This is a genomic window from Bacillus sp. IBL03825, from assembly GCF_024712505.1.
In the GTDB taxonomy this organism is placed as follows: Bacteria; Bacillota; Bacilli; order Bacillales; family Bacillaceae_G; genus Bacillus_A; species Bacillus_A wiedmannii.
The window spans coordinates 4,487,825-4,508,417 of sequence record NZ_JAMXKE010000001.1 but is presented as its reverse complement, the minus strand read 5'-3'; the positions used below and the strand labels follow the sequence as shown (position 1 = coordinate 4,508,417).

The 20,593-nt window shown below is 36.8% G+C and carries 20 protein-coding genes and 3 other annotated features; of the genes, 13 read left to right on the top strand and 7 right to left on the bottom strand.

Annotated elements, in window-relative coordinates:
• Nucleotides 1-20: 20 nt before the first annotated feature.
• From NHG49_RS23105 to sspI, 4 genes are all read right to left on the bottom strand, one after another.
• Nucleotides 21-695 (bottom strand): CPBP family intramembrane glutamic endopeptidase, encoded by a 675-nt coding sequence (locus NHG49_RS23105; RefSeq protein WP_064474622.1) that lies wholly within the window; start codon nt 693-695, stop codon nt 21-23.
• Nucleotides 696-942: 247 nt separating this feature from the next.
• Nucleotides 943-1,656 (bottom strand): CPBP family intramembrane glutamic endopeptidase, encoded by a 714-nt coding sequence (locus NHG49_RS23100; protein WP_064474623.1) that lies wholly within the window; start codon nt 1,654-1,656, stop codon nt 943-945.
• 139 nt (nt 1,657-1,795) lie between these two features.
• Entirely contained in the window at nt 1,796-2,353 is a 558-nt protein-coding gene (locus NHG49_RS23095) for an HD domain-containing protein (RefSeq protein WP_064474624.1), read from the bottom strand.
• A 179-nt stretch (nt 2,354-2,532) separates the two neighbouring features.
• Nucleotides 2,533-2,742 carry a small acid-soluble spore protein SspI gene (sspI, locus tag NHG49_RS23090; protein ID WP_000009511.1) on the bottom strand — a complete coding sequence of 70 codons (210 nt, stop codon included), beginning with the start codon at nt 2,740-2,742 and terminating at the stop codon, nt 2,533-2,535.
• Nucleotides 2,743-2,824: 82 nt separating this feature from the next.
• Between sspI and NHG49_RS23085 the strand changes: the two genes are divergently transcribed.
• From NHG49_RS23085 to NHG49_RS23065, 5 genes are all read left to right on the top strand, one after another.
• Entirely contained in the window at nt 2,825-3,622 is a 798-nt protein-coding gene (locus NHG49_RS23085) for a TrmH family RNA methyltransferase (protein WP_002096285.1), read from the top strand.
• 48 nt (nt 3,623-3,670) lie between these two features.
• Nucleotides 3,671-3,899, top strand: a binding site (T-box leader).
• 43 nt (nt 3,900-3,942) lie between these two features.
• Nucleotides 3,943-4,977 carry a phenylalanine--tRNA ligase subunit alpha gene (gene pheS, locus NHG49_RS23080; protein WP_000388220.1) on the top strand — a complete coding sequence of 345 codons (1,035 nt, stop codon included), beginning with the start codon at nt 3,943-3,945 and terminating at the stop codon, nt 4,975-4,977.
• A gap of 18 nt (nt 4,978-4,995) precedes the next feature.
• Nucleotides 4,996-7,416 carry a phenylalanine--tRNA ligase subunit beta gene (gene pheT, locus NHG49_RS23075; RefSeq protein ID WP_098101957.1) on the top strand — a complete coding sequence of 807 codons (2,421 nt, stop codon included), beginning with the start codon at nt 4,996-4,998 and terminating at the stop codon, nt 7,414-7,416.
• A gap of 142 nt (nt 7,417-7,558) precedes the next feature.
• Nucleotides 7,559-7,810, top strand: a binding site (T-box leader).
• A gap of 52 nt (nt 7,811-7,862) precedes the next feature.
• Nucleotides 7,863-9,254 carry an asparagine--tRNA ligase gene (gene asnS / locus NHG49_RS23070; RefSeq protein ID WP_064474627.1) on the top strand — a complete coding sequence of 464 codons (1,392 nt, stop codon included), beginning with the start codon at nt 7,863-7,865 and terminating at the stop codon, nt 9,252-9,254.
• A gap of 91 nt (nt 9,255-9,345) precedes the next feature.
• Nucleotides 9,346-9,480 carry a YuzL family protein gene (locus tag NHG49_RS23065; RefSeq protein WP_000039594.1) on the top strand — a complete coding sequence of 45 codons (135 nt, stop codon included), beginning with the start codon at nt 9,346-9,348 and terminating at the stop codon, nt 9,478-9,480.
• Nucleotides 9,481-9,524: 44 nt separating this feature from the next.
• Here the strand turns inward: NHG49_RS23065 and NHG49_RS23060 are convergent, their stop codons facing one another.
• The 3 genes from NHG49_RS23060 to rnhC form a co-directional block, all read right to left on the bottom strand.
• A complete protein-coding gene (locus NHG49_RS23060; RefSeq protein WP_088048034.1) occupies nt 9,525-9,776 on the bottom strand; it encodes a hypothetical protein in 252 nt (83 codons plus the stop codon).
• A gap of 13 nt (nt 9,777-9,789) precedes the next feature.
• Complete coding sequence (locus NHG49_RS23055) at nt 9,790-10,059, bottom strand: hypothetical protein (protein WP_000925541.1); 270 nt, start codon at nt 10,057-10,059, stop codon at nt 9,790-9,792.
• Between the two features lie 116 nt (nt 10,060-10,175).
• Nucleotides 10,176-11,111: a ribonuclease HIII gene (gene rnhC / locus NHG49_RS23050; protein ID WP_088048035.1), complete on the bottom strand. Its 936-nt coding sequence runs from the start codon at nt 11,109-11,111 to the stop codon at nt 10,176-10,178.
• 123 nt (nt 11,112-11,234) lie between these two features.
• Here rnhC and zapA point away from each other — a divergent pair, with 123 nt between their 5' ends.
• The 8 genes from zapA (at nt 11,235) to NHG49_RS23010 (ending at nt 20,575) form a co-directional block, all read left to right on the top strand.
• Nucleotides 11,235-11,504: a cell division protein ZapA gene (gene zapA / locus NHG49_RS23045; protein WP_000082701.1), complete on the top strand. Its 270-nt coding sequence runs from the start codon at nt 11,235-11,237 to the stop codon at nt 11,502-11,504.
• A 1-nt stretch (nt 11,505) separates the two neighbouring features.
• Nucleotides 11,506-12,045: a CvpA family protein gene (locus tag NHG49_RS23040; RefSeq protein ID WP_000565411.1), complete on the top strand. Its 540-nt coding sequence runs from the start codon at nt 11,506-11,508 to the stop codon at nt 12,043-12,045.
• Nucleotides 12,046-12,100: 55 nt separating this feature from the next.
• On the top strand, nt 12,101-13,819 hold the full coding sequence (gene polX, locus NHG49_RS23035; RefSeq protein ID WP_064474630.1) for a DNA polymerase/3'-5' exonuclease PolX: 1,719 nt from the start codon (nt 12,101-12,103) through the stop codon (nt 13,817-13,819).
• A 19-nt stretch (nt 13,820-13,838) separates the two neighbouring features.
• Nucleotides 13,839-16,199 (top strand): endonuclease MutS2, encoded by a 2,361-nt coding sequence (locus tag NHG49_RS23030; protein ID WP_064474631.1) that lies wholly within the window; start codon nt 13,839-13,841, stop codon nt 16,197-16,199.
• A 194-nt stretch (nt 16,200-16,393) separates the two neighbouring features.
• On the top strand, nt 16,394-17,083 hold the full coding sequence (locus NHG49_RS23025; protein ID WP_064474632.1) for a 23S rRNA pseudouridine(2604) synthase RluF: 690 nt from the start codon (nt 16,394-16,396) through the stop codon (nt 17,081-17,083).
• A 108-nt stretch (nt 17,084-17,191) separates the two neighbouring features.
• Nucleotides 17,192-17,442, top strand: a binding site (T-box leader).
• 114 nt (nt 17,443-17,556) lie between these two features.
• On the top strand, nt 17,557-18,882 hold the full coding sequence (brnQ6, locus tag NHG49_RS23020) for a branched-chain amino acid transport system II carrier protein BrnQ6 (protein ID WP_064474633.1): 1,326 nt from the start codon (nt 17,557-17,559) through the stop codon (nt 18,880-18,882).
• A gap of 500 nt (nt 18,883-19,382) precedes the next feature.
• Nucleotides 19,383-20,093, top strand: a complete 711-nt coding sequence (gene isdC, locus NHG49_RS23015) for a heme uptake protein IsdC (RefSeq protein ID WP_064474634.1) — start codon at nt 19,383-19,385, stop codon at nt 20,091-20,093.
• Nucleotides 20,094-20,116: 23 nt separating this feature from the next.
• Nucleotides 20,117-20,575 (top strand): NEAT domain-containing protein, encoded by a 459-nt coding sequence (locus tag NHG49_RS23010; RefSeq protein WP_258126555.1) that lies wholly within the window; start codon nt 20,117-20,119, stop codon nt 20,573-20,575.
• Nucleotides 20,576-20,593: the final 18 nt, after the last annotated feature.

Below are 20,593 nucleotides of genomic sequence, written 5' to 3'. Positions count from 1 at the left end.
TATCGCGATGATACCTCTTTTTATCCTAAAAAGGCTAACATATTATTCATAATATGAAGTAATATAGCTGGAATAATGGATTTTGTTTTTTTACATAAAATGGCCATAAATAGACCCATGATGAACATACTAAACATCACACCAGCTGAGTATATATGACCTATTGCGAAGAGGAAGCTAGACCCAAACGCTGCAATCCAAAATGGGAAGCGCTGTTGTAGGAAGTGAAGAATAATACCGCGGACTATAAGTTCTTCAAAAATAGGTACAAGTATAGCGCCACCTATTAGCAATAATAGTTTGTATTGTTTTAACATTTCTAGGTCTAAAGCGGATGACTGCTCTTTTACCGCATTAGGAAAAATATTATTAATTATAAATATATCATTAACGATATGTAGTCCATAAAAAAGAATGATATAGATGTATGTGCTTACTTTTTTTAATGCTGTAAAGTTTAGTGTCGGGACAATTAAATTTCTTAATGGCTTATATGCATAAATTAAAATTAATAAAATGCACAATACAAATAAATGCCTCCCAAAAGTAGTAAGTGATTTTGTTAAAGCAATTTGTTTTGGATCGGTTAAACCTTCTGTATAAATAACGGTAGGAAGGCCTATAAAGAGATCGGCTAGAAATCCTGTTCCCCAAATCGCAAAAACGAGTGAAAATAGAAATTGTGAGAGTGACATAGGGTGTTTTTGTGGGTAAGTTAGTTGCGTGGCTTGTATAATAGTGAATCACCTATCCTTGCTTATTTTATAGTTATATATAAAGATTATAGAATATTTATACAAAAAAGTCATCAGTGTAGTAAAAATGATATTTTGAAGCTAATATTTACAGACAGTAATGATTTTACATTGATGTTCTGTGCACACGGAAGAGTTTGAAGTTGTGATAAAAGAGTAAAAAGAGGTATCGTGATGATACCTCTTTTTAGCTCAAAAATGCCAACATATTATTCATAATATGAAATAACATAGCTGGAATAATGGATTTTGTTTTTTTACATAAAATAGCCATTAATAATCCCATGAAGAAAGTAATTACCATGACTCCAAGTGAGTATGTATGAGCGATACCGAAGAAGAAACTTGTTATGATGGCTGCAATCCAAAATGGAAATCGCTCAGAGAAGAAGCGAAGCATAAAGCCACGGAAAATAAGTTCTTCAAAAATTGGTGTGAGTATTGCGAAGCCGAGAAGTAATAATATTTGATACTGCTTAAAAACGTCTAAGTTAAGTGCGGAAGATTGCTGCTTTGTTGCGTCTTGGAACATATAATTTAACAAGATGTAATTGATTAAAATGTTTATAGCGAAGAAAAGAAGTAAGTATACGTATGTACGCCATTCTTTAAGTACTTTAAAGTTAAAAGATTGTAGTAGTAATTTTTTTGCGGGTTCGAATTTGAAAATGAAGAATAACAACACGGCTAGTTGTAATACGATACTTGCAGTGTTTACGATAGATTCATACAGGGCAATTTGTTTTTTATCTGTAAGACCTGCTGTATAAATTGTTAAGGGCATTGCTAGGAACACAGTAATAAGTCCGGTTCCGAAAAAAGCGAATAAAACGGAGCTAATAAATTGTCCCCATGACATAGAATATTTCTGTTCATTAGAAAGTTGTGTAGCGGGTTGCATTTATAAAATCACCTCTTTATATTTGTATATTTAATTATAAAGTATTTTGTTTTTGAGTGTAATATCCAAATATTACATATAAAGGTGTATTTTTCGTAAAATAATAAAAGAGGTATCACCCTATAGTGATTCCTCTTTCTCATTGATAACTATGTTCTGCTTTATTGTTCGATTTCGATTGCTCTATTTGTAATTCACGCTCTACCAATCGATCTAACTGCTGAATTGCTTTAAGTGCTTTTTCATAAGAAATTGTTCTATAATGGTGCGCTCCGCCCGGTTCTTCATCTGCTTCGTCTGCCCATTTAATAATGTTTTGAAGAGATGTTCTTTCAATTTCTTGCTGTACTAAGAAAGAATCTGTATGAAGAAGAATCGCGATAGAAATTTCTTTTGCTAGTTTCGGATGTTCTCCTAATCTAATAAGCAATTTATGAGCTCTTTCTGCACCTTTAATCGCATGTATATCATTCTTTTTATACAAGTCATAATCCCATGCTCCCTCACTGTACCATGTGTGATGTCCGATATCATGAAGGAAACCAGCTTTTGTTGCAGCATCGACTGAGGCATGATGCTTTTTCGCTAAGTGAAACGCATGGTAAGCGACAGCGATCGCGTGGACCATTCCAGAACGGTTTACATATTTTTGTGTAATGTGATGTTTAAAAACTTGTTCAAGCGTAATACGTTGCATAAAACATTCACTCCTTTTATCTAATGATGTATATGAAGAAAAATCGATCGGTTTAAATGTATTTTGAACATTGTACTCCATCTGGGTAGCGTTAGTAAAGTAGAAATGTTTAGGAGAAGAAAAATTTTATAGACATAAAAGGTCACCTTAGTTTTTTTTCTAAGGTGACCTTTTATTGTTTATTTTTTTAATCCTTGCTCCAGTGTTCCTAACATTTCGTGTTTTTCATTTTCATCAGCATTTTTCCAAATGACTTCGAATAAAACGCCAAGACCTGGAAGCATTTTTTCTTCACCGCTTTGAATTGCATCGACAATCGTTTCTTGTAATTGATCTTGTGAATTTCCAGATACATTCGCTAATACAGCGCCGCGTAAATTAAAACTCATTATCTTCACCTCTTCTTCAGAATTGAAACTGACGTTAGTTTTTGTTCTTTTTTATGTAAATATGTATGAAAAATAGGCTATAATGATAAGACAAGAAGAGAGGGAAATACATATTATGAAAAACATTGATTCAGTGCAAAATCCGCGTGTGAAGCAGTGGAAAAAGCTGCAGACGAAAAAAGAGCGCGATAAAAAGGGTTTATTTTTTGTAGAAGGATTCCACTTAGTGGAAGAAGCTTTAAAAGCAGGAGTTGTAACAGAACTTATCGTTTCTGATCAGACAGATCTTCCGAAAGATTGGACAGTTAATGATGTGGAAATGTATATCGTACCTGAAGCAATCGTAAAAGTACTCCGTGAAACAGAAACGACGCAAGGGGTATTTGCTGTTTGTGAGAAACACGAGAGTGAAGTAGCTCTTGCAGATGGAAAGTTTCTTTTATTAGATGGTCTTCAAGACCCGGGCAACTTAGGGACAATTATTCGTACAGCTGATGCAGCTGGTATTCATGCTGTTGTGCTTGGAGAAGGATGCGTTGATGCATATAATAGTAAAGTGCTTCGTTCTACACAAGGTTCTATTTTCCATTTACCAGTTGTAAAAGGGAACTTAGAAGAGTGGGTAGACAAGTTAAAAGAAAATAACGTTCCTGTATATGGAACCGCTCTTGAAAATGGAGTTCCATATGGTGAAGTAACACCAGCTGGTAGTTTTGCATTAATTGTAGGAAATGAAGGAAGTGGCGTAAGCGAAGAAATTCTTGCAAAAAGTGATCAAAACTTGTATATTCCGATTTACGGCGGGGCAGAATCATTAAATGTTGCGGTTGCAGCAGGGATTTTAACGTATTATTTGCAAAGCCCAGTTGCGAACAAATAAAAAACTTCTTATAATAAGTTGAAGTATATTATATTAAAAGTTAAATAACGAAAAACGTTGATAGAGAAGAGTAACTTACAAAATCGCCATAAAGGGAGAGAATGCCTTAGACTGAAAGTATTCTTATGGTAGACGGAAGTGAATTCACCTCTGGAGTTGACGCCAGGACCATATATATGTAAAGGCGTTCCGGTCAGAATTGATCGTTATAACTAATGAGTGGGCAGACCTGGTCTGTCAATTTAGGGTGGTACCGCGAATTTACCTCGTCCCTTTTTGGGAGCGAGGTTTTTTTATTTTTAAAATTAGGAGGGTTCCAAATGGAAGCACGTTTAAAAGAGCTAAAGCAAAAAGCGTTAGAGCTTATTGAAGAAGCGAAAGAGCTAAAGGGCTTAAACGACGTACGCGTAGCGTATTTAGGTAAAAAAGGTCCAATTACAGAAGTATTACGCGGCATGGGAAAATTATCAGCAGAAGAGCGTCCACGTATGGGAGCATTAGTAAATGAAGTACGTGAAGCGATCCAAACGCGTTTAGAAGACAAAATTGGTAACTTAGAAAAAGCAGTAATTGAAGCGAAATTAGCTACGGAAACAATTGATGTTACACTACCAGGTCGTCCTGTTGAAACAGGTTGTCACCATCCGTTAACAGCTGTTGTTGAACAAATTGAAGATGTATTCATCGGTATGGGTTATGAAGTAGCTGAAGGAACAGAAGTAGAAAAAGACTACTACAACTTCGAAGCATTAAACTTACCGAAAGATCACCCAGCGCGTGATATGCAAGATACATTCTACATTACAGAAGAAACGTTACTACGTACACATACATCTTCTGTGCAAGCACGTACGATGGAAAATAATAAAGAAAAAGGCCCAATTAAAATTATTTGTCCTGGTAAAGTGTATCGCCGCGATGACGATGATGCGACGCATTCACACCAGTTCATGCAAATTGAAGGTCTTGTAATTGATAAAAACATTCGCATGAGTGACTTAAAAGGTACACTGCAAGTATTCGTGAAAAAGATGTTCGGTGAAGATCGTGAAATCCGTCTTCGTCCAAGTTTCTTCCCATTCACAGAGCCATCTGTAGAGATGGATATTTCTTGTATGATGTGTCACGGCAAAGGTTGCGGCACTTGTAAAGGAACTGGCTGGATCGAAATTTTAGGCGCAGGTATGGTTCATCCGAACGTACTTGAAATGGCTGGTTATGATTCAAAAGAATATCAAGGTTTCGCATTCGGTATGGGCGCAGAGCGTATCGCAATGTTGAAATACGGCGTAGATGACATTCGTCATTTCTATACAAATGATGTACGTTTCTTACAACAATTCAAACGAGCGTAAGGGAAGGAGAGGATAAGTATGTTCGTATCATATCGTTGGTTACAAGAGTATGTAGATATTAAAGATGTAACAGCACAAGAACTAGCAGACAAAATCACGAAAAGTGGTATTGAAGTAGAAGGTGTTGAAGTATTAAATAAAGGTGTAAAAGGTGTTGTAGTTGGTCACGTATTAGAATGTGAAAAACACCCAGAAGCTGATAAATTAAGCAAATGTTTAATCGATATCGGTGAAGAAGAGCCAGTTCAAATTATTTGTGGAGCTGCTAACATTGCAAAAGGTTTAAAAGTACCAGTTGCAAAAGTTGGTGCTGTACTTCCTGGCAACTTCAAAATTAAAAAGGCAAAACTACGTGGTGAAGCTTCTCATGGTATGGTTTGTGCGCTTCAAGAGCTTGGCATTGATGGAAAGTTAGTTTCAAAAGAATATGCAGACGGTATCTTCATCTTCCCAAGTGACGCTGAAGTTGGTGCAGACGCACTTGAAATTTTAAACTTACATGATGAAGTACTTGAGCTTGGTTTAACACCAAACCGTGCAGATTGCCTAAACATGCTAGGTGTTGCATATGAAGTCGCTGCTATTTACGGCCGTGAAGTAAAACTTCCAGCTATCAGCTTACAAGAAACAGCAGAAAAAACTTCTGATTACATTTCTGTAAGTGTAGAAGCGAAAGAAGAAAACCCATTATATATTGCAAAAATGGTAAAGAACGTAAAGATTGGTCCATCACCAATGTGGATGCAAACGCGCCTTATGGCAGCTGGCATTCGTCCAATTAGCAATGTAGTTGATATTACAAACTACATTTTAATGGAATACGGTCAACCGTTACATGCATTCGATTACGATAAATTAGGTTCAAAAGAAATCGTTGTTCGTCTTGCAAAAGAAGGTGAAAAAATTGAAACGTTAGATGATCAAGAGCGTACGTTACAAAGCCACCACCTTGTAATTACAAACGGAACAAAAGCTTTAGCTGTTGCTGGTGTAATGGGCGGAGCGGATTCTGAAGTTACAAATGAGACAGTAAACGTTTTAATTGAATCTGCATACTTTGCAGGTCAAACAGTACGCCGTACATCAAAAGACTTAGGTCTTCGCAGTGAATCAAGTGCACGTTTTGAAAAAGGAATTGACCCAACACGTACATTTGAAGCAATTCAACACGCAGCTGCTTTAATGGCGAAATACGCTGGTGGAGAAGCACTTGAAGGTGTAGTAGAAGCTGACAACTTACAAGTACAAGAACGTACAGTATCTGTTACTGCTGAAAAAGTAAACCGTGTATTAGGTACAAATATTTCTGCAAGTGAAATGGGTACAATGTTCACAAACTTAAAATTCCCATTCACAGAAGTAGAAGGAACATTCCATGTGAATGTACCAGCACGTCGTCCTGATATTACAATTTCAGAAGACTTAGTAGAAGAAGTGGGTCGTCTATACGGTTATGACCACATTCCAGTTACATTACCTTCTGGAACAATGACTCGTGGTAAATTAACATCAGCACAAACGAAACGTCGTAAAGTACGTCGCTTCTTAGAAGGTGCTGGTTTATATGAAGCAATCACGTATTCATTAACGAGCGCTGATAAAGCGAAGCAATATATGGTTGAGCCAAACGAAAAGGCGCCTGTAAACCTTGCACTTCCAATGAGTGAAGAGCGTAGCCAACTTCGTTTAAGCCTAGTGCCACAATTGTTAGAAGCAGTTTCATACAATGTGGCACGTAAAAACGATAGTGTTGCTTTATACGAAGTAGGTTCTGTCTTCTTACCGACAGAAGCAGGAGAACTTCCGAAAGAAGAACAACATCTTGCAGGTGTTATGATAGGTCTTGCACTTCACCATGCATGGCAAGGTGAGAAGAAAGTAGTAGACTTCTTCGTTGTGAAGGGTGTACTAGAAGGATTATTCGACGTACTTGGCGTTGCAAACCAAATCACATATGCACCAGCAAAACGTGAAGGTATGCACCCAGGTCGTACAGCTGACATCGTATTAGATGGCGAAGTAATTGGTTTCATCGGTCAATTGCACCCAGAAGCAGAAAAACAATTAGATGTGAAAAATACATTCGTATTCGAACTATCTCTTGTAAAAGTGTTCGGTGCAGACGCAGAAGAAACTTACTACGCAGCAATTCCACGTTTCCCATCTATGACACGTGATATGGCTGTTGTCGTAACAAAAGAAACAAAAGCTGGCGAAATGAAGCAAGTCATTGCTGAAGCTGGCGGAGAACTTCTGAAAGACGTAGCGCTATTCGACTTATACGAAGGTGAAAAAATGGAAGAAGGCAAGAAATCACTTGCATTCTCTATGACCTACTTCGATGCAGAACGTACGTTAACAGACGAAGAAGTAACAGAAGCACATAACCGTGTATTAACGACGGTAGAAGAGAAATTTGGTGCGGAGTTACGTAAGTAATAAAAGATTGCCGGATTCAGTCCGGCAATTTTTTTATGGCACGATTGTCGGTAAGTCGATATATTACAAAAATCGCTGATATATTTTTTGGTATCTTGCATCTTTCTCTCGAATGTAGTACATTAATTTTAGTTTAACAAAATGAAAGACGATGATAAGGAAAAGTAGTATATACTATAATCCAAAGCGAGTCAGGGACGGTGAGAGCCTGATGAGGCGGTATATGTGAAGAACACCTTGGAGTTGCTAACCGAAATTGAAACTTGTATTTAAGAGTAGGCTTAGACGGGAATCCGGCCTGTTACAAACCGGGAAGTATGTATTACATACGAGTTAAAGTTGGTCTTTATGACAAATTGGGTGGTACCGCGAAGTTTAACCTTTCGTCCCTTTATGGATGAAAGGTTTTTTTGTATTTAAATATATGTGCAAAGGAGAATTTCACTATGGAAAACACATTAGTAAAAAGTCTGTATAGAGATACAGATAAATACGCAGGTCAAACAGTACAAGTATCAGGGTGGATTCGTAACTTACGTGATTCAAAAGCATTTGGTTTCATCGAATTAAACGACGGTAGCTTTTTCAAAAGCGTTCAAATCGTTTTCGATACAGAGTTAGAAAACTTCAAAGAAATTGCAAAACTTCCACTTAGCTCTTCAGTTAAAGTAGAAGGTACAGTAATTGCAACGCCTGGAGCGAAGCAACCATTTGAAATTAAAGCAGAAAAAATTGATATCGAGGGCTTATCAGATTCTGATTACCCACTTCAAAAGAAACGTCACACGTTTGAATACTTACGTACAATCGCTCACTTACGTCCAAGAACAAATGCATTCTCTGCAACGTTCCGTGTACGTTCTGTCGCAGCATTTGCGATTCACCAGTTCTTCCAAGAGCGTGGATTCGTACATGTTCACACACCAATCATCACTGGTAGTGATACAGAAGGTGCAGGCGAAATGTTCCGCGTAACAACGCAAGATTTAAACAACGTACCAAAAGGTGAAGACGGACAAGTTGATGAATCAAAAGACTTCTTCGGCAAAGAAACAAACTTAACAGTAAGTGGACAGCTGAACGCTGAAGCTTATGCATTAGCATTCCGTGACGTATACACATTCGGCCCTACATTCCGTGCAGAAAACTCAAACACAACTCGCCACGCAGCTGAGTTCTGGATGGTTGAGCCGGAGATTGCATTCGCTGAATTAGGCGACGTAATGGATCTTACAGAAGATATGCTAAAATATGCAATGAAATACGTACTAGAGCATGCACCAGAAGAAATGGAATTCTTCAACAGCTTCGTTGATAAAACAGTTCTTGAGCGCATGAACAACGTAATCAACTCTGACTTCGGTCGTATCACATATACAGAAGCAATTAAAGTGCTTCAAGAGTCAGGTGCTGACTTCAAATATCCAGTAGAATGGGGTATTGACTTACAAACAGAGCACGAAAGATACTTATCAGAAGAAATTTTCAAACGCCCTGTATTCGTAACTGACTATCCGAAAGACATTAAAGCGTTCTACATGCGTATGAATGAAGATGGAAAAACAGTAGCTGCTACTGACCTTCTAGTTCCTGGCATCGGCGAATTAATCGGCGGAAGCCAACGTGAAGAAAGAATAGACGTTTTAGTAGACAGAATTAAAGAACTAGGTATGAACGAAGAGGATTACTGGTGGTACTTAGAGCTTAGAAAATACGGCGGTACAAAACACGCTGGATTCGGTCTAGGTTTCGAGCGCTTCCTAATGTACATCACTGGCATGGCTAACATCCGTGACGTAATTCCATTCCCAAGAACTCCAGGCTCTTCTGAATTCTAAAATATAAAAAAGCGAGAGGATTTCCTCTCGCTTTTTTGTTTGCATAGTTTATTACCTCGTAGCAAAAAGTAACGCGAAGGGGTGAATATAAATGAGTAAAAAAGTAAAAAAAGATCATTCAAGATCAAGCCTAGGTTCTCCAGAAGTAGAAGGACAAGGAACGACGACACATGAAACAGGTTCTCATAAAGTATCTTCATCAAATAAGAAGCAGAAAAGAAGCTAACATAAAAAAGGAGAGTCTTGGCGGCTCTCCTTTTTTTATATGTATTACACCTTATTATCATTAATCTCTTTTGTAATTTTATCTACATCTTTGTCTAATTGATCTAAATAGAAAAACCACAGTAAGCTCATGAGCACGTAATAGATGGCCATCACACCAAGATTATCAGATATATTTTCGAATGTGGATTTAGAAGTGAAAAAAGCTCCCCAAATGGTAGAAATAGTGAGGTAAGAAAGTGGGCCTACGAGGTGTACGAAAACATATAATAACTTTTTAACTTTTAAAGCGTTCATATGAATTCCCTCCTTATGTAAACAATCTTTTTCTTCTAATCATACATTCAAGTTCCTCACAGAAGTGTTGTAGTTTTGCTGGATTATGTATTAACAAGCGGGCATCGTGTTTCCCGATAAATCTTCGAATCCGAAAGTTTAATAAGAAAGATCGGCCATAGCGCTCTATTAAATCGTTGAATTCTCGTTGTTCACTTAGTAGCTGAATGTTTTCTCTAATTTCAAACTGTCTTTCGTGTGGATCGCCTAGTAAAATATTTAGAATCATTTGTAGAAGTAGCAATGGGAATCTCCTCATGTGTTAGAATAATCTGTATATTTTAATTGTAACAAAAATAAACGGACAATAGTATAGTGAAACAAAAAACAGGAGTTTGTAGCCTCCTGTTTTTGTCGATACTATTTTAATAAGCGAAACGCCTTCTCCTTATTAGCGAAATGCATTTTCACAAACTCAGGTAATCGTTCTTTACCAAGCTTTTGAATTAATTTAGCAGCGGCGATATCAACTTGTTTACCGGCACCTTTTGGAAGTGGCATACCAGCTTTTTTGCTTAATTCGTCAAACTGTTTTACGAATGAGTAACGAGCTAAAATAGAAGCAGCGGCTACTGCTAAATGGACGCTTTCGCCTTTCGTCGCGAAGTAAACATTTTCACGCTGTACCTGTTTTTGTTTAGCTAAATATTTATAGTATGTATCAGGTTGTGTGAATTGATCGATTAAGACGCCTTCAGGCTTTGTAGGTGCAATTTTAGCTAATAAGTTTGTAATAGCTTTATTATGTAGTAAAGCTTTTAACTTACCTTGGTTGTTTCCTTTATCAAATAGCTCGTTATATTTTTCATTATGAAGGACAAGAGAGCTGTAAGGAACAACGTGTAGAAGTTGTTTTGCAATGGCAGTAATTTGATTGTCATTTAAGTTTTTAGAGTCTTTTACACCAAGTTCTTTTAACAATGGGATTTGCTTCGCATCCACATATACAGCAACTACTGTCATCGGTCCGAAGAAATCACCAGTACCAACTTCATCTGACCCTACGATAGACATTGTACTGATGGAAGCAGGCGGTGCATAACGGTGTGAATCGACAGCTTTTTTTACAGCTGTTTTCGGTGTTTGAGAGACAGTTTGCCAACGAGAAGCTTCTGCTTCAGCACGGCCACCTTGGAACATTACTTTTCCAGATTTATAAGCTGTAATCGTGCAAGATGGCACCTTTGCCATGAAGATCCCGCCTTGTGGGGTTTTTGGACTAAGCGCTTGTTTGTATTGTTGTTTCATGTCTTCAATTACTGTGGAACTTGTTTGTATTACGATAGAATTTGACAAGATGGTCGCTCCTTTTTTATATTGTTATTTTTATCATATCGGATTGTTCTTTCTGTTTCCATAATATGATGGTTCATGGTATGATAAACTTTAGGATTCTGTACGTGATTGGAGGCCGGTGAGTTGTCACAACAAAAGGGAAAGAAAAGTCGAATTAATGTAGAAATCTATGGTCAACAATATTCAGTTGTTGGCGATGAAAGTACAAGTCATATCCGCATGGTAGCAGCGATTGTGGATGATAAAATGCGCGAACTCAATGCCAAGAATCCTTCGCTTGACACGAGTAGACTAGCGGTATTGACGGCGGTAAACGTCATACACGATTACATAAAATTAAAAGAAGAACATGAGAAATTGAAAGAAAGTATGACAAAAAAAGGAATGGAATAACATGATTGATATTATTATCATTTTACTGCTTGTTATGGGATTTTTCCTCGGCTTACGCAGAGGGTTTATTCTGCAACTTGTAAAGTTAACAAGCTTTATTATCGCATACCTTGTTGCATACTGGTACTGTAAAGATTTAGCGCCAGCACTTGCGAAATTTATTCCGTATCCATTTGATAAAAACGTATCTGTTCCAGAATGGATTGATGCAAATAATATTGAAACAGTATTTTATCAAGCACTTGCGTTTATCATATTGTTTATTATTACAAAAATTGCACTTTCATTACTTGGTAATTTGTTAAATATGTTTGCAGAAATACCGGTTTTAAAGCAAGTCAATGCGTTTGCGGGGGCAATCCTCGGATTTTTAGAAGTATATATTATTTTGTTTGTTTTAATTATCGTTGGAAACATTCTTCCAATTGAACAAATACAAACACCATTACAAAAATCATCAATTAGCAAAATAATTGTAGACGATACACCGATTCTTTCTGAAAAGGTGAAGGAACTATGGCAGACAGGTAGCAGAGTATAACTTCTCTTTTTTCGGAAAGAGGAGTTTTTTTCTATGAAGGAAAGGCGGGGTAATGATGAAAGTAAATAAAAAACAAGTTATTAAATTACTAGAGACAATCGGCCTGTTTATGGAACTAAAGGGCGCGAATCCATTTAAAATATCTGCATTTCGTAAAGCGGCAGCAGCACTAGAAAGTGATGATCGTAGTCTTTCTGAGATTGAAGATTTTACGAAGATTCCGGGCATTGGAAAAGGAACAGCAGCAGTTATTCAAGAATATATAGAATCGGGAGCATCTGAAGTATTACAAGAGCTTGAGAAAGAAGTTCCAAGTAGCTTATTACCGTTATTAAAATTGCCAGGACTTGGTGGTAAAAAGCTGGCTAAGTTATATAAAGAACTTGGTGTTGTTGATATGGAATCGCTAAAAGCGGTTTGTGAGGAAAATAAAGTACAAGCTTTAGCAGGCTTCGGTAAGAAGACAGAAGAGAAAATATTAGAAGCAATCGATCAAGTAGGATCTCGTCCAGAGCGTTTACCAATCGCAATGGTATTGCCTATTGCCGGGGAAATAGAGGAGAAATTGTCGAATATTGCTGAAGTAATTCGTTTCTCTCGTGCTGGTAGTTTGCGCCGTGTTCGTGAAACAGTGAAAGATTTAGACTTTATCATTGCAACGACAGAACCAGCTGCAGTACGTGAGCATTTACTGCAATTTGATAATATGATTGAAGTAATCGCAAGTGGAGATACGAAAGTTTCTGTTCGTCTTCAATATGAATATGATATTTCAATCGATTTCCGTCTAGTAAAACCAGAAGAATTTATTACAACCCTTCACCATTTCACAGGATCAAAAGACCATAACGTAAAAATGCGCCAAATCGCGAAAGATAGAGGCGAGAAAATTAGTGAGTACGGTGTAGAAAACTTAGAAACAGGTGAAGTGAGAACATTTGAAACAGAAGAGGAGTTCTTCGCTCATTTCGGTCTTCCATTCATCCCACCAGAAGTGCGTGAAGATGGAAAAGAAATTGAATTAATTAAAGAGTATCCGAACTTAATTCAGTTCTCTGATATACAAGGTGATTTACATATGCATACAACGTGGAGTGACGGTGCCTTTTCGATTGAGGAAATGGTACAGGCATGTCGTGCTCGTGGTTATAAATTTATGGCAATTACCGACCATTCACAATACTTAAAAGTAGCGAATGGTTTAACGAAAGAACGCCTTCGTGAACAGGCAAAAGAAATTGAACGTATGAACGAAAAGTATCCAGACATTACAATTTTACGCGGAATTGAAATGGATATTTTACCGGATGCAACACTTGATTTTGATGATGAAGTATTAGCAGAATTAGATTATGTCATTGGAGCGATTCACTCTAGCTTCTCACAAGACCGTGAAACGATTATGAAACGTCTTCGTGCTGCGCTGGATAATAAGCATGTCACAATGATTGCTCATCCGACAGGACGTCTTCTTGGACGCCGCGAGGGCTATGATGTGGATACAGATTTATTAATCGAGCTCGCAAAAGAAACAAATACAGTTTTAGAATTAAATGCGAATCCAAACCGTCTAGATTTAAGCGCGAAATTATTAAAACAAGCACAAGATGCTGGTGTAAAAGTAGCGATTAATACGGATGCTCATACGCTTGAAATGTTAGAAGATATGGAAACAGGTGTAGCAGCAGCACGTAAAGGTTGGATTCAAAAAGATAACGTAATTAACACGTGGGATATTGAACGTTTATTAGACTATATTAAACGTAATAAGTAACACAAGGGGGACCTGCAACATGTTAGAAAGAACGTTGCGTGTATTAGAATACAATAAAGTAAAAGAACAATTACTTGAACATACAGCCTCTTCACTTGGCCGTGACAAAGTGAAGCATTTAGTGCCGAGCACTGATTTTGAAGAAATTGTAGAAATGCAAGATACAACGGATGAAGCAGCGAAAGTCATTCGTTTAAAAGGTAGTGCACCATTAGGTGGTATTACGGATATTCGCTCAAATGTGAAGCGTGCAAAGATTGGAAGTATGTTAAGCCCGAATGAACTACTTGATATTGCCAATACGATGTATGGTAGTCGCAATATGAAACGTTTCATTGAAGATATGGTTGATAATGGTGTCGAGCTTCCAATTTTAGAAACTCATGTCGCTCAAATTATATCTTTATATGATTTAGAAAAGAAAATTACAAATTGTATCGGTGACGGCGGAGAAGTAGTCGATAGCGCAAGTGATAAACTGCGTGGTATTCGTACTCAAATTCGTACTGCGGAAAGCCGTATTCGTGAAAAGTTAGAAAACATGACGCGTTCTTCCAACGCGCAAAAGATGCTGTCTGACGCGATTGTAACGATTCGTAACGAACGTTACGTAATCCCAGTAAAACAAGAATACCGCGGTGTATATGGTGGTATTGTCCACGATCAATCAGCTTCTGGGCAAACGTTATTTATTGAACCACAAGTCATTGTAGAGTTAAATAACGCGCTTCAAGAAGCACGAGTGAAAGAAAAACAAGAAATCGAACGCATCTTATTCATGTTAACAGAAGAAGTGGCAGTAGAAGCGGATATCGTTTTATCTAATGTAGAAGTAGTTGCGAATCTTGACTTTATTTTTGCGAAAGCTTTTTATGCGAAGCGTATAAAAGCAACGAAACCAATCGTAAATAACGAGCGCTATATGGATTTAAGACAAGCACGTCATCCACTTATTGATTCAGAAATTATCGTGCCAAATAACATTATGTTAGGGAAAGATTTCACGACAATTGTTATTACAGGACCGAATACAGGTGGTAAAACAGTTACGCTGAAAACAGTTGGTATTTGTGTATTAATGGCGCAATCTGGCCTTCACATTCCAGTAATGGATGAATCAGAGATTTGTGTATTTAAAAATATCTTTGCCGATATCGGTGATGAGCAATCGATTGAACAAAGTTTAAGTACGTTCTCCTCACATATGGTGAATATTGTTGATATTTTAGAAAAAGCTGATTTTGAAAGCTTAGTTTTATTCGATGAATTAGGTGCTGGAACAGACCCGCAAGAAGGGGCTGCATTAGCAATTTCAATTTTAGATGAAGTATGTAATCGTGGTGCTCGCGTTGTTGCTACGACGCATTACCCAGAATTAAAAGCATACGGATATAACCGTGAGAAAGTTATTAATGCGAGCGTTGAGTTCGACGTGAACACATTAAGCCCAACGTATAAATTATTAATCGGTGTACCAGGACGTAGTAATGCCTTTGAAATTTCGAAGCGCCTTGGATTATCTGATCGCGTGATTGATCAAGCTCGTAACCACATTAGTACAGATACAAACAAAATTGAAAATATGATTGCGAAGTTAGAAGAAAGTCAAAAGAATGCAGAACGTGACTGGAACGAAGCCGAAGCACTTCGTAAGCAATCTGAAAAACTGCATCGCGAATTACAGCGTCAAATTATTGAATTTAATGATGAGCGCGATGAAAAATTATTAAAAGCGCAAAAAGAAGGGGAAGAAAAAGTCGAAGCTGCAAAGAAAGAAGCAGAAGGCATTATTCAAGAACTTCGTCAATTGCGTAAAGCACAGCTTATAAACGTGAAAGACCATGAGCTTATTGAAGCAAAGAGCCGTCTAGAAGGTGCGGCGCCAGAGCTTGTGAAGAAACAAAAAGTAAACGTGAAAAACACAGCGCCAAAACAACAATTACGCGCAGGTGATGAAGTAAAAGTGTTAACGTTTGGTCAAAAAGGTCAATTACTTGAAAAAGTAAGTGATACAGAGTGGAGCGTACAAATTGGTATTCTGAAGATGAAAGTGAAAGAATCCAATATGGAATACATTAATACACCGAAGCAAACTGAGAAAAAAGCAGTTGCAAGTGTGAAGGGTAGAGATTATCACGTTTCGTTAGAGCTTGATCTTCGCGGTGAACGTTATGAAGATGCAATGATGCGCGTTGAAAAATATTTAGATGATGCACAGCTTGCAAGCTATCCGCGCGTATCAATTATTCACGGTAAAGGAACAGGAGCGCTTCGCCAAGGTGTACAAGATTACTTGAAGAAACATCGCGGTGTGAAAAACTACCGCTACGGTGACATGGGCGAGGGAGGCCTAGGCGTAACAGTTGTCGAATTAAAATAGCAAACAACGAAACAAAGGGGAACCACTATATGTTTATGGACAAACTTGCAAAAGTATTGTTAGCTTGTTGCGGAATATTTTTGGTGATTGGGGTTATTTATTTAGTTGTTTTTGCGAAGTAAACGAGCGTCAATCGTGGCATAATGATATTGCCATAGATTGACGCTTTTAATATATATGAAAAGGAATAAGCTATGAAAATCAACCAATACATAAGCGAAGCAAAATCTTGCTCAAGACGCGAAACAGACCGTCTCATTAAAGCAGGACGCGTGGCGATTAACGGCGAAATATGTACGCACGGTGCACTCGTGAGCGATGGTGATGTGGTAACGATTGATGGACAGGTTATTGCAAAAGAAGAGAAGGAAAAGGTGTATATTGCCTTTCATAAACCAGTTGGCATTACTTGTACAGCAGCCGAGCATATTGAAGATAATATTATTGATTATATCAATTACCCAGAGCGTATCTTTCCTGTTGGGCGATTAGATAAAGCGTCGGAAGGATTAATTTTATTAACGAATAACGGTGGGATTGCCAATCAAATTTTACACGGAGATCATGAACACGAGAAAGAATATATTGTTACGGTTGATAAGCAATTTACAGATTGGTTTATTGATGAGATGTCTAGCGGTGTAAAGATTAAGGATGGAATGACGAAGCCATGTAAAGTGACGAGAGTGGATCAATTTACATTTCGCATCGTTTTAACGCAAGGAATGAACAGACAAATTCGTAGAATGAGCCGTGCTTTCGGGTTTACTGTAACTAAGCTAAAACGAATTCGTATTATGAATATAGAGCTAGATGATCTAGAAGTCGGAAAATGGCGGAGCGTTACAGCTGAGGAATTAGAAATATTAATAGGGCAGTTATAGGGAGGGAAAATTTTCTCCCTATATTTTTTTGTCAGAAAAAATAAAACTATTGATTTTTTAAAAAATAGCCCATATAATAAAAAACAACAAGTTTCGACAAGATATTTTATAAAAGTAATGATGAGGACATGAGTTGTTTTTGACGATTCTCAGAGAGGGAAGCCTAGGCTGTGAGCTTCCTAATACGGAAAGACAAACTTACCACCTCTAAACTTCAAGAGTGAACTGCATGATGCATTGTAATTCTTGGCGGATAAAACCGTTATCAATTTACACGAGCTATAAAATGAGCTTATTTTGTTATAAATTCATTTTATTAGAATAAGGGTGGAACCACGATTTCAACACTCGTCCCTTTGTTAGGGACGGGTGTTTTTTGCGTTCTTTTACGGGGAAGTATGCTTGAAAGAGGACATATGACGGGTTTTAATTCAGAATATTTTGTCAATAAATTATTTAGGAGGTTAGTAGAAATGAAATCATCTTTAAAGTTTTCTGAGATGTTTGCAATAAGTTTAATGTTGTTTGCACTATTTTTCGGTGCAGGTAATATGATTTTCCCGCCGGCTTTAGGGCAAGGTGCTGGAACAGACGTATGGATCGCGTTATTTGGCTTTATCGTAACAGGTGTTGGATTACCTTTATTAGGGGTAATTGTTATAGCTCTAAAGGGAGATATTAATGAGCTAGCGGGACGTGTACACCCTGTATTCGCACTTGTTTTTATCACTGCAATTTATTTATGTTTAGGCGTATTCGTAAGTGTTCCGCGTACAGGAACAGTTGCTTATGAAATGAGTGTTGCACCGTTTTTACCAAGTGAGATAGCTGGTCAATCGTATCCACTTGTTATCTTTACATTCATTTTCTTTGCAGTAACTTTCTATTTAGCTTTAAACCCATCGAAATTAGTGGGCCGCATCGGTAAAGTATTAACTCCAATTTTGTTAGCTGTTATAGCAATTATCGTAGGTAAAGCAATTATTACACCAATTGGAGAATTTGGTGCACCGACAGAAGCATATAATGCTCCGCTCTTTAAAGGTTTTATTGATGGATATTTAACTTTAGATGGACTTGCAGCACTTGTTTTCGGAAATGTTGTTATTAATGCTTTAAAAGCAAAAGGCGTTACAAATAAGAACAGCATTGCAAAAGTAACAATCTTTGCAGGATTTATTGCAGCGCTCGGTTTACTACTTGTTTATTTAGCACTTGCTTATCTGGGAGCTTCTAGTGTGTCTCTTGGAATGGGGGCAAACGGAGGAATTATTTTAACAAACGTTGTAAATCATTTATTTGGTAGTTACGGAACTTTATTATTAGGGATCGCAATTACAGCGGCATGTTTAACAACTTCTGTAGGTATTGTTGCAGCTTGTGGGGAATATTTTTCTTCCTTATTACCAAAGCTTTCTTATCAAAAGGTTGTTTTCATCTTCTGTGTATTAGCATTTATGGTAGCAAACCTTGGGTTAACTCAGTTAAACGCATTAGCATTACCGATTTTAATTGCAATTTACCCAATTGGTATCGTACTGATTGTATTATCACTTGTTGAAAACTATATTCGTCTTCCATTAGCTATGTATGTAGGCGGTATTGTAGGCGCATTTGCAATTAGCTTCTTTGATGGATTGCATAATGCAAATCTTCAAATTGCAGCGCTAGCCCCTATTTTAGATAAGATTCCATTATATAGTGTAGGCATTGGCTGGTTAGTTCCAGGCATAATCGGTATAGGATTTGGTTATATAGTTTCTAAGTTTCAAAAGCAGGAAATTGCTGTAGAAAAATAGAGGAAAGAGGCTTTCTATCAAAGAAAGCCTCTTTTTTTGTAGAAAAAGCCGTATATAGAGAAATTTAGATATTAAAAATTTTATACGTAATATAGTTGACAAAAAATTTACGAGTAGGCTAAGATTGACTTAGTTGTGGAAATATTGGAAGGGAAGTGAGGAGTGAAAGGTATAAGGTTTTCTATAACGATATCATTTTTGTAGATAGAGGTGATAGAGTAGGAAAATGGATAGTTTTATTTTTTTTGAGTTTCATTGAGAATGATAATCAACAAATGGGATAGGGACTTATGTTAAAATATGAATCGCTCTTTATACGGAATAGAGGGGGATATTATTTTTAACATCAAGTGAGAATGATAATCAATAATGTCTACAGTACATAAAGAAAGTACAATTAAATAATGGTAGAGGATTATTATTTTTTTCTTATAAATTGAGAATAATTATCATTTTCAAAAAAGTGTGGATGAAAGATAAACAAGGAGGAAGTAAGCCAAATGAGAAAGATTTCTGTATTACCCGCTTTTATTATAACGTTCGTATGTATGCTAGCTTTTCTTGTCATGCCATATGGGAAAGCTTCAGCACAACTAGCTGACGGTACTTATGATATTAACTATGTCATTCAAAAAGCGGAAAATGATTCAGCTTCAATGGCAAATGATTATTTTGAAAAACCAGCTAAGTTAGTTGTAAAAAATGGTGAGATGAGAGTGCAAATTCCGATGAATCATAGTGCTTGGATTACAGAATTTAAAGCACCTGAGAACGGGAATTTTGTTGATGCAAAAGTTGTTAGTAAAGATGAATCAGCAGATAAAAGAACTGTAGAGTTTAAAATAGACGATTTATCTAAGCCAGCAGCTGCAAAAATTCATGTTGTTGTACCTAACGTAAATTATGACCATAACTACACAATTCGCTTTGCATTTGATGCAGATGTAAAAGCGGTAGGCGGAGAAAATAAAGCAATTACTGCAACAAAGAATAATGATCAAACAAAAACAGATACAAAAGTAAAAGAAGAAGTGAAGAAAGAAGAGAGTAAAGAAGCAAATAAAGAGGCGAACAAAGGAACAAATGAAAGCGGTAAAGCTGAAAAAACAGATAACCCAAAAACAGGCGATGAAGCACGCATCGGATTATTTGCAGCGTTAATTCTTATTTCAGGTGTTTTCTTAATTCGTAAAGTGAAGTTAAGTAAATAAATCTTTTGAAGGGTGATGAATATATGTTTAAACAATTTAAAATGATTATTGCCGTATTTGCTGTTTTATTTACGTTTATAGCAACACTAGGTTCACAAGATACAAAGGCTGCTACAAAAGTAGCTGATGGAAAATATAATATTGCTTTTACTGTATGGAAAGGCGATAAAGATGAATCGTCTAGAATGAATAGTTATTTTGAAAGTCCGGCAACATTAACAGTTAAAGATGGAAAACAATATGTTTCATTCAAAGTGAAAGATAGTACTTCTATTAAAAGTTTACAAGTAGAAAAAAATGGTCAATTCGTAGAAGCTACTGTGTTAAGTGAAAATACAAAAGTGAATACTAGAGTTGTAGAATTTGAAGTTGCTGACTTGTCAAAAAAACTAAATGGCAAGGTGAAAATTAATATCCCAATTATTAATTATAACGCTTCATATGATATTCGTTTTGTATTTGATGGGAACAGTATTAAATAATTAAAAAATTTTCAAAAG